Origin of the sequence: Cycloclasticus pugetii PS-1, from assembly GCF_000384415.1 — a bacterium.
In the GTDB taxonomy this organism is placed as follows: Bacteria; Pseudomonadota; Gammaproteobacteria; order Methylococcales; family Cycloclasticaceae; genus Cycloclasticus; species Cycloclasticus pugetii.
Genome location: NZ_ARVU01000001.1, coordinates 1,178,877 through 1,191,901, shown reverse-complemented (window position 1 = coordinate 1,191,901; position 13,025 = coordinate 1,178,877). Strand labels below are relative to the sequence as shown.

Annotated in this window: 13 protein-coding genes, 1 tRNA gene and 1 riboswitch; of the genes, 8 read left to right on the top strand and 6 right to left on the bottom strand. The window is 41.8% G+C overall.

The annotated features are described in order from the left end of the window. Position 1: 1 nt before the first annotated feature. The gene (locus CYCPU_RS0105755) at positions 2 to 676 is read right to left on the bottom strand and encodes a DUF3299 domain-containing protein (protein ID WP_020932554.1); all 675 of its coding nucleotides are present in this window, start codon (positions 674 to 676) and stop codon (positions 2 to 4) included. A gap of 98 nt (positions 677 to 774) precedes the next feature. Here CYCPU_RS0105755 and CYCPU_RS0105750 point away from each other — a divergent pair, with 98 nt between their 5' ends. Together CYCPU_RS0105750 and CYCPU_RS0105745 are read left to right on the top strand one after the other, a co-directional pair. After that, a complete protein-coding gene (locus CYCPU_RS0105750; RefSeq protein ID WP_033422337.1) occupies positions 775 to 1,461 on the top strand; it encodes an ATP-binding cassette domain-containing protein in 687 nt (228 codons plus the stop codon). Continuing rightward, positions 1,455 to 2,690: an ABC transporter permease gene (locus CYCPU_RS0105745; RefSeq protein WP_015005953.1), complete on the top strand. Its 1,236-nt coding sequence runs from the start codon at positions 1,455 to 1,457 to the stop codon at positions 2,688 to 2,690. The genes CYCPU_RS0105750 and CYCPU_RS0105745 overlap by 7 nt, the downstream gene beginning before the upstream one ends. A gap of 110 nt (positions 2,691 to 2,800) precedes the next feature. Here CYCPU_RS0105745 and CYCPU_RS0105740 read toward each other — a convergent pair whose 3' ends face one another. The 3 genes from CYCPU_RS0105740 to CYCPU_RS0105730 all read right to left on the bottom strand — a co-directional run bounded on the left by CYCPU_RS0105740 (position 2,801) and on the right by CYCPU_RS0105730 (position 5,746). Continuing rightward, the gene (locus CYCPU_RS0105740; protein ID WP_020162165.1) at positions 2,801 to 4,081 is read right to left on the bottom strand and encodes a Y-family DNA polymerase; all 1,281 of its coding nucleotides are present in this window, start codon (positions 4,079 to 4,081) and stop codon (positions 2,801 to 2,803) included. A 25-nt stretch (positions 4,082 to 4,106) separates the two neighbouring features. After that, positions 4,107 to 4,703 carry a LexA family protein gene (locus CYCPU_RS0105735; protein WP_020162164.1) on the bottom strand — a complete coding sequence of 199 codons (597 nt, stop codon included), beginning with the start codon at positions 4,701 to 4,703 and terminating at the stop codon, positions 4,107 to 4,109. A gap of 194 nt (positions 4,704 to 4,897) precedes the next feature. Next, complete coding sequence (locus tag CYCPU_RS0105730) at positions 4,898 to 5,746, bottom strand: fumarylacetoacetate hydrolase family protein (protein ID WP_015005950.1); 849 nt, start codon at positions 5,744 to 5,746, stop codon at positions 4,898 to 4,900. A gap of 107 nt (positions 5,747 to 5,853) precedes the next feature. Between CYCPU_RS0105730 and CYCPU_RS0105725 the strand changes: the two genes are divergently transcribed. The 4 genes from CYCPU_RS0105725 (at position 5,854) to CYCPU_RS0105710 (ending at position 9,020) form a co-directional block, all read left to right on the top strand. After that, positions 5,854 to 6,264, top strand: a complete 411-nt coding sequence (locus CYCPU_RS0105725) for an MAPEG family protein (RefSeq protein WP_020162163.1) — start codon at positions 5,854 to 5,856, stop codon at positions 6,262 to 6,264. A 107-nt stretch (positions 6,265 to 6,371) separates the two neighbouring features. Continuing rightward, positions 6,372 to 7,217 (top strand): ABC transporter substrate-binding protein, encoded by an 846-nt coding sequence (locus CYCPU_RS0105720; RefSeq protein ID WP_020162162.1) that lies wholly within the window; start codon positions 6,372 to 6,374, stop codon positions 7,215 to 7,217. A 22-nt stretch (positions 7,218 to 7,239) separates the two neighbouring features. Further along, a complete protein-coding gene (locus tag CYCPU_RS0105715; RefSeq protein ID WP_026362608.1) occupies positions 7,240 to 8,241 on the top strand; it encodes a FecCD family ABC transporter permease in 1,002 nt (333 codons plus the stop codon). After that, complete coding sequence (locus CYCPU_RS0105710) at positions 8,238 to 9,020, top strand: ABC transporter ATP-binding protein (protein WP_020162160.1); 783 nt, start codon at positions 8,238 to 8,240, stop codon at positions 9,018 to 9,020. The genes CYCPU_RS0105715 and CYCPU_RS0105710 overlap by 4 nt, the downstream gene beginning before the upstream one ends. A gap of 37 nt (positions 9,021 to 9,057) precedes the next feature. On the opposite strand, the gene CYCPU_RS0105705 is transcribed toward CYCPU_RS0105710, so the two are convergent. After that, a complete protein-coding gene (locus CYCPU_RS0105705) occupies positions 9,058 to 10,881 on the bottom strand; it encodes a TonB-dependent receptor domain-containing protein (RefSeq protein WP_020162159.1) in 1,824 nt (607 codons plus the stop codon). Between the two features lie 111 nt (positions 10,882 to 10,992). After that, positions 10,993 to 11,199: riboswitch (cobalamin riboswitch) on the bottom strand. 66 nt (positions 11,200 to 11,265) lie between these two features. Here CYCPU_RS0105705 and CYCPU_RS0105700 point away from each other — a divergent pair. Both CYCPU_RS0105700 and CYCPU_RS0105695 read left to right on the top strand, forming a co-directional pair. Further along, positions 11,266 to 11,913: a response regulator gene (locus tag CYCPU_RS0105700; RefSeq protein ID WP_016390669.1), complete on the top strand. Its 648-nt coding sequence runs from the start codon at positions 11,266 to 11,268 to the stop codon at positions 11,911 to 11,913. A gap of 64 nt (positions 11,914 to 11,977) precedes the next feature. Then, a tRNA-Leu gene (locus CYCPU_RS0105695) sits at positions 11,978 to 12,065 on the top strand. Between the two features lie 239 nt (positions 12,066 to 12,304). Here CYCPU_RS0105695 and CYCPU_RS11990 read toward each other — a convergent pair. Continuing rightward, entirely contained in the window at positions 12,305 to 12,793 is a 489-nt protein-coding gene (locus tag CYCPU_RS11990) for an ion channel (RefSeq protein WP_020162158.1), read from the bottom strand. Between the last annotated feature and the right edge of the window lie 232 nt (positions 12,794 to 13,025).

Here is a 13,025-nt window from a genome sequence, read left to right as displayed (position 1 = left end):
TTTATTCTGAGTAAAGCTCAAATGATTGCATCTGCATGCTGTAAGCGGCTGTTGCCACCTCATTTTCAACAAGCGATGTTTTTACAATACCCGATACCCAGAAAGGGTCATACAAAGCCTCTACTTTTAAGCCTTTTGGGTAGTTTACAAAAATAATTTGATTAGGTGGTGGTGGCGGCACATGAATGCAGGCACCAAAAAAAGGTACTAGAAAAAACTGAGTGATGGTTTGTTCATCATCAAACTCTAAGGGCACAATAAAGCCTGGAATTCGAATCGCTTGCCCATCCATTTCCTGAACAATCCGTGTTGAAGAGAGTGCCTGTTGATAGGGATCATCACTAGCAGCAGCAAGGGCATTAGCAACTTGGCTACTAATCTGATCTTCAAATGAACCATCTTCAATATCGTTTATGTAGCTAGGCGGATTAAGAAGTATTTCTAAGTCTTCTTTCGGCATCAACTTCGTCCATTCAATGGTTTTGAAGCTCGATTCTGACAGTGTTGCCTGTTCAGGCTTATCAGTTATTAACGGTTGCTTAGTTGGCGACTCTACTACTTCTGGCCTCAATACTGGATCTATTGCTTCGTTAACAACCTCACTATCTGGCATCTCACATGCTAAGAGCGTCAATGTGGCGAATATAAAAAACGTTACGTTTAATAGTTTAGGCATTATGTTAAGCACTCAAAAATTTTAAAAATTGATTTCATTCTGCAATGTTACATTATATCATTTATAGCACTTTAATTGATGCATTGTTGAGGCGTTTAATGGCCATTGAGCTCACCAATATCCGCTTTCACTACCCGGCACAGCCTGAGCAGAATATATTAAATATTCCCCATTGGTCTTTAGCTAGCGAAGAGCGGATATTTTTACACGGCCCTTCAGGTAGTGGCAAATCAACTTTACTGAGCCTGTTGAGTGGTTTACTTCCGCCGAGCGATGGACAGTTGAACGTTCTTGGCCAACCTTTAGATAAAATGAGCGGCCGACAGCGTGATCGCTTCCGTGCTGCGCATATCGGTTATGTATTCCAGCAGTTTAATTTGGTTCCCTACCTCAGTCCAGTCGACAATATCTTGTTGGCGACTCGGTTTGCAAAACGACAGTCCTCAATCGACCTAAACGAAGAAACTCAAGAGCTATTAAATGCATTGCACATCGCCAAGAAAGAATGGTACCGCCCTACCCGCGAGCTAAGTATTGGGCAACAGCAACGCGTTGCCATTGCCCGCGCTTTGATCAACAAACCGCGTTTACTGATGGCTGATGAACCTACCTCTTCGCTAGACATGAAAAATAGAGACGCCTTTATGGACTTGTTAATGACGATAGTGGCTGATAACAACATGACATTACTGTTCGTCAGCCATGACCTTAGCTTATCCAGTTATTTTGAGAATGTTGAATCTTTGCATGATATCAATCAATTAGGGGGTTCAGCCTCATGCTAGCCAAACTGGCCCTGCAAAGCTTACTCGACCGTAAAGGCTCAGTTATGCTCTCATTGATGGCGATGACAGTGAGTATTTTTGTGTTACTTGGTGTCGAGCAAATTCGTCAACAAACTAAAGAGAATTTCTCTAATACCGTGTCCGGTGTTGACCTGATTGTTGGTGCTAGAACAGGCAGTCTCAACTTACTGTTATATTCTGTTTTTAGAATCGGCTCGCCGACCAACAATATCCGTATGGAAACCTACGACAATATTGCCAGCAATGAAAAAGTGAAATGGGCGATCCCGATGTCTCTCGGTGATTCACACAAAGGCTATCGTGTGCTGGGCACCTCGACAGACTATTTTCGCTATTTCAGCTATGGCAAACAGCATCGTTTAGCATTTACTCAAGGACAGGCATTTGGTCAGTTGTTTGATGTCGTATTGGGTTCCAATGTCGCACAACAACTCGGTTATCAATTGGGTGATAAAATCACCTTGGCTCATGGTCTTGCCGCCACTAGTTTTAGTATGCACGATGATCGACCCTTTACCGTGGTTGGGATTTTAGCAGCTACCGGAACGCCGGTTGATCAAACCTTGCATGTTAGCTTGCAAGGTATTGAAGCCATTCATACCGATTGGCAACAAGGCGTGAAAACACATAACAATACACTCACTCAAGCAGAGCTAGAACAAACCAATTTAAAACCCAAAAGCCTTAATGCTTTTATGCTGGGTCTTAAATCAAAAATGACCACATTCCAGTTTCAAAGGATGATCAATCAATACAAACAAGAACCTTTACTGGCTATTTTGCCAGGGGTTGCTTTATCAGAACTCTGGCAAATGATGAGTGTTTTAGAAAATACGCTACTGTTAGTCTCTGCATTGGTTTTTATTGCTGCCTGCTTGGGGGTTAGCGCAATGCTACTGGCATCGATTCGCGAGCGCAGCCGTGAAATCCACTTACTGCGTGTTATTGGCGCACCGCCCTATATTTTGTTTTTACTCATTGAGCTAGAAGCCCTACTGATTACACTGCTAAGTTGTGTTTTAGCAATCGCTCTTTTGGCTCTTTGCCTATTTTTCTTACAGGATTATTTAATATCGCATTTCGGGCTACCTATCCAATTAAATTTATTGACCGAAAATAGCCTGTATTTGATGGCTGCGTTAATCATTACGTCCATTTTTGCCGCCATCATTCCTGCGTTGAGCAGTTACCGAAAAGCTAGAGGATAGCTGGTCTAATTGGTAAGCAAAAAAAATCCGGTAGAGAGTAGTAGCTAAATAATAATAAATTAGGTTTCTTATTAATTGCAACTTATTGAAATATAGATGCTTTATAGAATCTATTTAACCCGCGCTATTTCTTTCCAGTTTGTTGTATAAAGGCTAGACCTATTAATGGGAACTGACTGCTGTAATGACTTATTACCTGCTGCAGCAAAACGAAGGCTGTTATTAAATCGTGAATTAATGGCATCCATCGTTTTCATCAGAGTTACGCTTTTTTCATTGCCTGTCGACTGACTGTTAAATATATCCTGCTGATGGATCACACTGCTTTGAGCCAGCTGTATATCTCCTAACGTTACACCCGCTTTTTGATATTGATAGCCTGGGAGAAAAATACCCGCTAATAGTTTTTTAGCAATTTTAATTAAATCTCGGCTATCTTGTGTGCCCGATTTTAATTTATAAGTCGCTTTTTCAGAATAAAACGGTTTTTTATCGAATGGGCTGGTACGAATAAAAACACTCACTTGCAGCGCAACACCCTGCTGGGCTCTTAGTTTTTCGGCTGCTTTAAGACAAAAAACACTCAATACTTGTTCAAGTTCTTGCCGATCAGTCACTTTATCTTTAAAGCTTCTAGAGCAAATAATTTGTTGCTTTGGTTTTTGCTCTTCATTAAAAGACATAACTGGAGTCCCTTGCAATTCTTGCACTGTTTGAGCCAAGGTAATATTAAAGTGCTTTTTTATTGAATTGATGGGTTGGGATTGCAAATCCCATACAGTTTCAATACCCAACGTATTAAGCTTTTCGTTTAATCGGCGGCCAACTCCCCACACTTCGCCAACCGGCGTTATTTGCATTATTTTCTGGCGCCTAATGGGTTCGTTAATATCTACTACCCCACCGCTACTTGGCCATTTTTTTGCCGCATAATTAGCTAGTTTAGCCAGCGTTTTTGTTGGGCCTATCCCTACCCCAACCGGTATACCAACCCAGCGTGCTAGGCTGTTTTTTATTTCTAGGCCTAAGTCAGTTGCGTTAACGTTATGTCGCTCCAAATCGATAAAAGCCTCATCTATCGAGTAAACATCTACCGAGGGCGAAAAAGCAGTCAGGCTATGCATGATGCGTGCGGATAAATCTGCATACAAAGGGTAATTAGAGGAAAACAGTTGTATATCGTGCTGTCTAACCAGCTGCCTGACTTGGTGGACAGGGACGGCCATTTTTATGCCTAGGTCTTTAACCTCTTGGCTACGAGAAACAATGCAACCATCATTATTACTGAGCACGGCCACCGGTTTATTCAATAAGTCGGGACGAAATAATCGCTCACAACTGACGTAGAAATTATTGCAATCAACCAATGCAATGTTTGCGGGGTATTTCACGGTAAGTTAGCGTTTTTATAGGTTTTTATACATTGTGGATAACGCTCGTTACCACACCCCAAATAACCATGTCTACTTCCTCTTTTATGGGTATATCTGGGTAATCTGGGTTCTCGGGAGCAAGCACCAATTTACCTTCTTTTGAGCGCAGCCGTTTAACAGTTAACTCGCCATCTAGAGCGCAAACAACTATTTTACCCACGCTTGCATGAACGGATCGATCAACCACAAGGATATCATCGGGGTGAATACCAGCACCCAGCATAGACTCCCCTTCTGCTCTAACAAAAAAAGTAGCCGCCGGCTTGTTAATAAGGAGTTCATTCAGGTCAAGTCTTTTTTCTATGTAATCATCGGCCGGTGACGGGAAACCAGCAGCAACACTGACACCATAGAGTGGGATAGATGGTACGGGGCTATCTAAATCGGGTAAAAAAATATTAGGAAAAGGTATTTTTTCAGCGTTAATTTTTTGCTTTTTGTGTTCCAGTAATTCGCTAACAGTCGCCATAAGGCTTTCTGGTATTCTAACGGCCTTGGTAGGTTCGCCATAGCTTGAAGAGCCTTTTTTGCGACCTGCTCCTGCACGCGCTCCTCCATGTTTTGTTACTTTTTCGACCATGATAAAACTCTTTTCTATAAGACACTTGAATAGTGTACGTAAATCAAGTTGGAATGAAAAGGGCTTTTAAAAGTTATCCACTAAAACTGTGGATAACTTTGTGAAGAAGTATCGTAAAGCGAAAAAAAGGTAGTGCTGGCGACTACTTATAAAAACTGGTCTAATTTTGACCAGCCATAATATTTTGCTAGTTTCTAAGCGCTATAATCAACAACGTTATGCTGTTGAGCACCGAGTCCTTCGACTTCGGCAACCACTTTGTCGCCTGCTTTAAGAAACTGTGGTGGGTTCATACCAAGCCCTACTCCTTCTGGCGTGCCGGTAAAAATTAAATCACCCGGTTGAAGGCTCATAAACTCATTAATATAGCTCACCAATTTTTTAACTGAATGAATCATCGTATCGGTGTTGCTGGCCTGCATCCGTTTACCATTAACATCTAAGCTCACAGCGCATGATTGGTACTGTCTAAACTCATCCAAGGTCACAAAGTATGGTCCAATGGGGGCAAAGGTATCTGCACTTTTACCTTTAAGCCACTGGCCACTTCGGCTTTTTTGAAAATATCGCTCAGATACATCAATGCCCGTACAGAAACCAGCAATATGCGCTTCTGCATCGTCTTCTGAAATATATCGAGCTGGCTTACCAATAATAACGACAAGCTCTATCTCCCAGTCCACTTGTGTCGCGCCTTTAGGTCGCTCAATAAGGTCAAAGGGGCCGCTTAAAGCACTAACTGCTTTGGTAAAGAGCACCGGCTCGTCTTGCTGCTTGCCCCCTGTTTCTTTAATGTGCTCATCATAATTTAAACCAACAGCAATAATCTTGCCTGGGTTTAATAACGGCGCGCCAATGCGGTCAGGTTTTTCTATAATGGGCAGGCTATCAACATCGAGGTTTTTCAGTGCCTGTAAACCATCGTTGGCTAAAAAATCAGATGAAATAACATCACACACACCCTCTAAAGAGCGAATTCTATTGTTACTGTCTAACAGGCAAGGAATTTCCTGACCGAGTAAACCAACATTGAGTAATTTCATAGAGGAGCCTTTTCATTAAGGGTTAATTAAATACTCTGATACTATATCTGAATCACTATGTTGGTGAACAGTGATACAAACTAATAATAAATTTAGGAGATATAAATATGAGTAATGCAGTTGTAGCCTTAGGCGGGTTCGCGTTTTGGACCTTAATTCTTGTTTTATCGATAGCCACATTTCGTGCGGTTAGTGACCTTGTTCTTAAGCGCGGTATTCCTATAAACGGCTTTAAACCGGATGGCTCAGATGTACCGGGTTTTGGTCAACGATTAACCCGTGCACACTTAAACAGCCTTGAACTGCTACCGGTTTTTGCTGCCGTCGTATTAACGGCCTCTTTGGCGGGTCAAATGGCTTTATTGGAACCAACCGTTATGTACATTCTGTATGCTAGAGTGGCTCAATCTATCGTACATCTGATTTCTACTTCAGCTATTGCTGTGCTGATTCGCGGTATCTTCTTTGTTGTTCAAGTTGCATTATTAATCTCTTATATCTGGCAGATTATTATATAAGAAAGGTTACATTTTTTAGTGAGTCAACAAAAAGGCTAAACCTTATCTTCAGGTTTAGCCTTTTTTATATCCCTTGTTTTTTGTTAAATAGCCGTATAATTACTGGCATGCAATTGAAACAAACACAGCGACTTATCGCCTTTTTTATCAGCTTATTGATCAGCGCTAATGTACTAGCAAAACCTCAGCGAATTGTTTCGCTAAACCTATGTGCCGATCAGCTATTAATGGCACTATTACCGCCCGAGCGGTTAATTGCTATTACGCCATTAGCAGCGAACCCAGAAGCCTCTTATTTATACCAAAAAGCGGCTCAATATCATCAACATAGTAGCCGTATTGAAGAGATTATGGCACTTAAGCCAGACTTAATTGTTGCTGGTGAATTTACCGCCCAACCAACTAACCAGCTACTTGAAGAGTTAGGTTATAAGGTGATCAAGTTAGGCTTACCTATTAACAGTGACGGCATTTTTCAGCAAGTGCGCTTTTTAGGTCAGCAAATTGGTGAACCTGCTCGTGCCGAGGCGCTTGTTCTGGCTATGCACAAACAGTTAGCTAACATTATTGGGGCACAAGATAAAAGGTCTCAACGAGCAGCTGTTTACTATGCCAACGGCTTTACCGCAGGCCAGCAGACTATCGTCAATGAGATTTTAACAATGGCGGGGCTAAGAAATATTGCTGCGGAGTTGAATTTAGATTATGTTGCCCCGCTATCGCTAGAATCTCTACTGGCATCAAAGCCAGACATTCTTCTATTAGGACGCTCCAATAAAAACACCAACAGCTTAGCGCACCAAATTTTGCAGCACCAGGCCATCCATCGGTATGCAGCGCTCAAACAGGTAAAAAGAATAACCATTCCTGATAGATATTGGAGTTGTGCAGGACCGTCTAGTTTCGCTGCAGCGAGTTACCTACAGCAGCAATTATTAGCGCAACCCCTTTAATACACCCATGCAAACTCGCTTAATGACTAACCATAACGAAACCCGTTTAACAGCAATCTTATTAATGGGCCTGTTAGTGTTAATGGCATTTTCATTAATAATAGGTGAATTAAATATAAGTATTATCAATAGCTTAAAAAGTATTGTTAATAAGGAATCTACACTAGAATCTATTGTATTTGAAGAAATTCGTTTACCCCGCACACTACTCGCTGTGCTGATTGGCGCGTCATTAGGTTTATCCGGCGCGGCTTTACAAGGCATGGTTAGAAACCCATTAGCCGAACCCGGTGTTATCGGCGTATCAAGTAGTGCCGCCTTAGGTGCAGTGATTGTTTTTTACTTTGGCTTAAGCGCCATTTTCCCAATGGCATTACCGCTCGGGGGGATAGCCGGTGCTTTATTAGCGGTTATTTTTCTGTACTTATTAACCGGTAAAAATAGCAGCATGCTCACCCTAATATTGGCGGGCGTCGCTGTTAGTAGCCTTACAGCGGCCTTAACAGCGTTAGCGCTCAATTTATCGCCTAACCCCTATGCTTCTCTTGAAATATTTTTTTGGTTAATGGGCTCCTTAGCCGATAGAAGCTTTACACACGTTTGGTTGATTCTACTGCCAACCCTATTAGGTTGGTGGTTAATGCTAAAAGGACGGCGCGATTTAGATGTGCTCTCACTGGGTGAAGACACCGCCCAATCTTTGGGTGTTAACTTAGCAAAGCTTAATCGACGTATTATTTTAGGCGTTGCCTTAGCTGTTGGTTCTGCGGTATCGGTAAGCGGTGGTATTGGCTTTGTAGGCTTGGTAATTCCGCACTTACTGCGGCCACATGTAGGCTACCAACCTGGGCGGCTATTAATATGCAGCGCACTGGGTGGCGCCATATTACTATTAGCAGCCGATATGATTGTTCGCTTAATACCGACGCAACAAGAACTTAAAATTGGCGTATTAACCGCCTTATTAGGTGCTCCTTTCTTTTTACATTTAATTTTAAAATCCAGACGAGAGTGGCTGTCATGAGTTTAGTGGCATCAAACATAGCCGTTAGTTTATCCGGCCACAGCATATTAAAAAATATTAGCATTCAGTTTCCAGCAGGAAAACTCACTGGATTAATTGGCCCTAATGGAGCCGGTAAATCGACGCTGATGCGTGCCTTAGCTGGTTTACTGCCCATTGAATCGGGTGTAATACGTTTGGCAGACAAAGACATTCAAGCCATGCAAGCGCTTGAATTAGCAAAAGAAATAACCTATTTGCCCCAACTCGGCGAATGCCATTGGCCGCTAACCGTTGAACGGGTCGTTATGTTAGGCCGGCACCCGCATAATGATGGGCATCATGCAGATAGTTTGAGTTTACAGGCAGTAGAAAAAGCGATTAAAGAAGTGGATATAGAACACCTAATCGGCCGCTCGGTGAATGAACTATCCGGCGGTGAGCGAGCGAGAGTGATGCTAGCTCGAGCACTGGCCACTGAGAGCCCTATTTTACTGGCAGATGAGCCGATCGTATCGCTCGACCCACGGCATCAAATTGAGGTTATGGCGTTATTGCAGACGCTGGCAAAAAAAGGAAAAACAGTCATTATCGTTTTACATGAACTGCACTTAGCCATGAGGTATTGTGAGAATCTTGTTTTACTGAATAACGGGGTAAAAACATCTGAAGGTATCGCCAACGATGTACTATCGATTGAGAACATGCAGGCTGTTTATGGTGTTGATGCGATTTTTGGAGAACACCAAGGAAGCCAATGGGTTTTACCTTGGCAGCATAAAAAAAGGGAGAAGGCATAAGCCCTCCCCCTAGTCCATTTAGAAACGGCTAACGATGCTAATTAGCTGGTTGATAGCTCAATGAGAAAAACACATTGGCACCATCTGTGTTGTAACCCGCTACTGTTTCATATTCTTCATTAAATAAATTAGCAACTTTTACTTGTGCTGTTAAGTCCTTGTTTATTTTATAAGCACCTACTAAATCGACTGTGGTAAAACCGGCAAGACGGCGATTGTTTGCAACATCATCAAAGCGACGGCCCGACACAAACACCTTACTTGCAAGACTAAAATCACCAAATGCTTTATTAGCATTCAAGGTAAAGGTTTGTTCAGCACGTCTAGCCAACACATTACCATCGTTCACACCGCCGCTTTTATTTTCAGGATCAATCCAAGAAAACTGGCCATCGACATTTATTCCGGCAATATCAGTAGCTGCTTGCAGCTCAAGCCCTTTTATCAACGCCTCGGAGATATTTTGAGGAACCCATAAACTATCCAGCGCGATCAAGTCTTTAATTTTTGTACGGTAAGCACTTGCCGACCACGTAATATCTGCGTGTTTGCCCACTAAACCTAATTCAAAGGACTTAGAGCGCTCGGCATCTAGGCTAGGGTTTGCACCAAATGGAGAATAAAGATCAACAAGGGCTGGCGCAACAAAGGCTGTTCCAAACGATGCGTTTAAGCGTAAATTATTAGAAAGCGACGTACCCCAAGCAATGTTACCCGTGGTATTGCTACCAAACTGCTCATTATCTTCATTTCTAACGGCTAATTGATAAGAATGCGCACCATATTCACCTAATAATTGAGCAAAAACGGCATTGCTATGACGGTTGGTTTCTGTGAAGCCACCCGATTCTTTTATTTTGTCGTCTTCGTAGTCATAACCTAACACCAACACATGCTCATCATTAATTTGGAAGTCATTTTGCAGGCTAAAATGGTCCTGTTGATTATCAGCAAAACTGGTTGCAAATGCGCCTTCGTTATCAGCCTCAATTCTGCCTTGGCTTAAGGTTGCTTTTACAGTCCATCTATCTGACACATCAGCCGTCAACTTAGCACCAAAGGTATGTTGCAAAAAGTCCGTTGTGTTGAAATAACCATCGTATTCACTTTGCCCCTCACTGTATAAGCTAAAAAACTCTAGCTCAGCAGAGTTTGCAAAGCGGTGCCCTGCTCTAATAGAGGCATTAGTGTTTCTATAAGCATCGTCGTCAGGCTCGGTAGCGAAACAACCAATGAACAATGTGCCGCTACGACCATCACAACTGTTAAAACCATTTGTTTCTGTATAGCCACCGCTTAAGCTATACCAGTTAGATGCATCTCCACCAGAAATGCCAAAGGTGGTTTCTTTCGTATCATGCGTACCAAAACCAACCGAAAGATGAGGTGTTAGCTCACCGCTTCCCTTTTTAGTGAAAATTTGAATAGTTCCACCAATAGAACCAGAGCCATATAAGCTTGATTGCGGCCCACGAACCAACTCAATACGCTCAATTTGGTTAAGTGGAATATGCTCAATTTGAGGCGCACCAAATGCATTCGTTGCCAACTTAACGCCGTTTAATAAAACCTGGGTATGGTTAGACTCTGTACCGCGTAAAAATAATGACGTTTGCTTGCCTAAACCACCTGTGTTGGCAATCGTTACACCAGGAAGTCCTGAAATAGCCTCTGCAACCGTTTTATATTGATACTTTTCGATCTCTTCTTTGGTCACAACCGAGACAGAGGCAAATGTTTCATCAGCCGTTTGAGCCGTACGTGTAGCCGTCACAATAAGCGCATCATCACTGGCGAATACAATTGAAGGAGTAAAAGGTATAACGGCGGCAACGCTTGCAGCCAAAAGGGTTTTTTTCATGAGATTTCCTCGTTAGAAGGCGCAGCCCCGCGCCAGTTAAAAGACGCACGTGAGGAAATGTGATGAAGTTGAAACAGAGTAAACAACGTCAGCCCAGTTGCCCACCCGCAACGTACCGGTTTGCCTTTGGCAGGTCTCCGGGCTCATAAGTGGCTAATGTTCTGTTAACCGATGTATCGCCTTCCCATGTTTTGACACAGTGGCTGTTGATACATGTTACTTATATACCGTTGCGGGGGCAGCGTTGGGTTTGATTAAATCGTACCAACTTCCCTTTTAATTAGGCTAAGGCCTAATACCAAAAAGCGTGGGCATTATCTTTGATTTAGTCTATGCTAGTCAAGATGAGCGCTAGGTTAATTAATTGAAGAAAATCAATATCTAATGAATTCGAATAGTATTAAGGTTCTACTTGTTGACGATCATGAGTTAGTTAGAAGCGGTATAGAGCACATCTTGCAATCTGACCCGGATATAGAAGTTGTGGCGATTGGCTCATCGGGTGAAGAAGCTGTTAAATTAGCCGAACAACTCAAGCCAGACGTTATCCTAATGGACTTAAATATGCCGGGTATAGGTGGAGCCGAAGCTTTGAAACGAATATTAAGGCGCGAACCCAGTTCTAAAATTATTGCCCTAAGTGTGTATGACGATGGCCCTATCCCGCATCAGGCTATAAAGTTAGGTGCTAAAGGTTATATCAATAAAGGCTGCGCGGTTAATGAAATGACAAGCGCGATTATGTCGGTTTACCAAGGTAAAAACTACCTGTCCTCTGCAGTGGCAACCAACTTAATCTTCAGTGGGCAAGAACCAGAAAAGAATGTTTTTAGCCAGTTAAGCAGTAGAGAGTTACAAATAGTAACAAAAATTGTTGATGGCCATAGAATTGCAGATATTGCCAATTCATTATCGATCAGCCCCAAAACAGTTAACACGCATCGCTATCGAGCACACGAAAAACTAGGCGTTTCTAACGATATCGAACTTGTTAAATTGGCCATTAATGAAGGTCTGCTAAAAAATTTATAAATTTATAATAATTTCCACTCGTCATTATCGTCATCATAGGGTAAAATTCGCGCTCAATTTGATTGCCTGGGTGGTGAAATTGGTAGACACACGGGACTTAAAATCCCGCGACCTTAACAGTCGTGCCGGTTCGATTCCGGCCCCAGGCACCATTTATATCAAGGCCTCAGAACTTAATTGTACTGGGGCTTTTTTATGCCCTTTCCTAAATAGTAGACGCATAGTAGACGGTTTATTTGGTAAATAACTAGTGTTTCCCGCAGGGAATCAAACAAGCAAATCTAAATAAAAAATACAAGAAGTGGCGTCATCCAGCTACTACCTTGATGACTTATAAAGAAAGATCTAGATCGTTATGGAAATCTCGGTTGCCCCTACAAAATATCTTTACTTAATCTTTTTTCTTTTCCTCACCAAGCTTTGAGAGTACGAGCAACTTACCAATTAATATTCCCATATAGATATAGCCAAGCATAACTTCAACAATTACAAAAATTTTGGATTCAGTACTAGATGGAAGAATTTCGCCATAGCCTAATGTAGTCCAAGTCACTACACTAAAATAAAATGCATCAAAAAGATTTGCTTCTTTTCCATCTGGTAATTTGATTCCAAAGGCTTTGTACAATACACCAAAATAAGCAATCATTATTATCAAGTTGAGGAAATAAAACGTGAATTTTTCACCTAAATTCTCACCCTTCTTAAAAGACCATACATAATAGACTGTAGGTAACAGGATAGTAATAATTGTAAGCCCTATCCCCCAATATCCTATGTACTCTGCTGATAGCAGACATAGATATGACAGAATAATAGAAATGATCAAAACCCCGCTATTTTCTAGATCTTTTAATCTAAACAATTCTTTCAATTTCATTTATTACCTTTATCTTTCCTTGCCATAATATAATTTCCTTATAATGATTGCTGCGTCATATTCAAACCAAATAATATCACTTAAAACACATGCAATTTCATAAGTAAAAGGCAATAAAACTCACAATCCATTTGCGCAAGGTTCAAGTCCTTGTAGGCCACCATACAAATCAAAGCCTTAGCACCGTTTCTCGGTGTTGAGGCTTTTTTATACTTGCCTTATGTAGACGCCC

Excerpts from the sequence above, each read along its gene's own strand:
- CYCPU_RS0105750 (WP_033422337.1), top strand. The coding sequence starts at position 775 with ATGGCCATTGAGCTCACCAATATCCGCTTTCACTACCCGGCACAGCCT.
- CYCPU_RS0105735 (WP_020162164.1), bottom strand. The coding sequence starts at position 4,703 with ATGGTCGAAAAAGTAACAAAACATGGAGGAGCGCGTGCAGGAGCAGGT.
- CYCPU_RS11990 (WP_020162158.1), bottom strand. The coding sequence starts at position 12,793 with ATGAAATTGAAAGAATTGTTTAGATTAAAAGATCTAGAAAATAGCGGG.
- CYCPU_RS0105730 (WP_015005950.1), bottom strand. The coding sequence starts at position 5,746 with ATGAAATTACTCAATGTTGGTTTACTCGGTCAGGAAATTCCTTGCCTG.
- CYCPU_RS0105715 (WP_026362608.1), top strand. The coding sequence starts at position 7,240 with ATGACTAACCATAACGAAACCCGTTTAACAGCAATCTTATTAATGGGC.
- CYCPU_RS0105720 (WP_020162162.1), top strand. The coding sequence starts at position 6,372 with ATGCAATTGAAACAAACACAGCGACTTATCGCCTTTTTTATCAGCTTA.
- CYCPU_RS0105700 (WP_016390669.1), top strand. The coding sequence starts at position 11,266 with ATGAATTCGAATAGTATTAAGGTTCTACTTGTTGACGATCATGAGTTA.
- CYCPU_RS0105705 (WP_020162159.1), bottom strand. The coding sequence starts at position 10,881 with ATGAAAAAAACCCTTTTGGCTGCAAGCGTTGCCGCCGTTATACCTTTT.
- CYCPU_RS0105755 (WP_020932554.1), bottom strand. The coding sequence starts at position 676 with ATGCCTAAACTATTAAACGTAACGTTTTTTATATTCGCCACATTGACG.
- CYCPU_RS0105725 (WP_020162163.1), top strand. The coding sequence starts at position 5,854 with ATGAGTAATGCAGTTGTAGCCTTAGGCGGGTTCGCGTTTTGGACCTTA.
- CYCPU_RS0105745 (WP_015005953.1), top strand. The coding sequence starts at position 1,455 with ATGCTAGCCAAACTGGCCCTGCAAAGCTTACTCGACCGTAAAGGCTCA.
- CYCPU_RS0105710 (WP_020162160.1), top strand. The coding sequence starts at position 8,238 with ATGAGTTTAGTGGCATCAAACATAGCCGTTAGTTTATCCGGCCACAGC.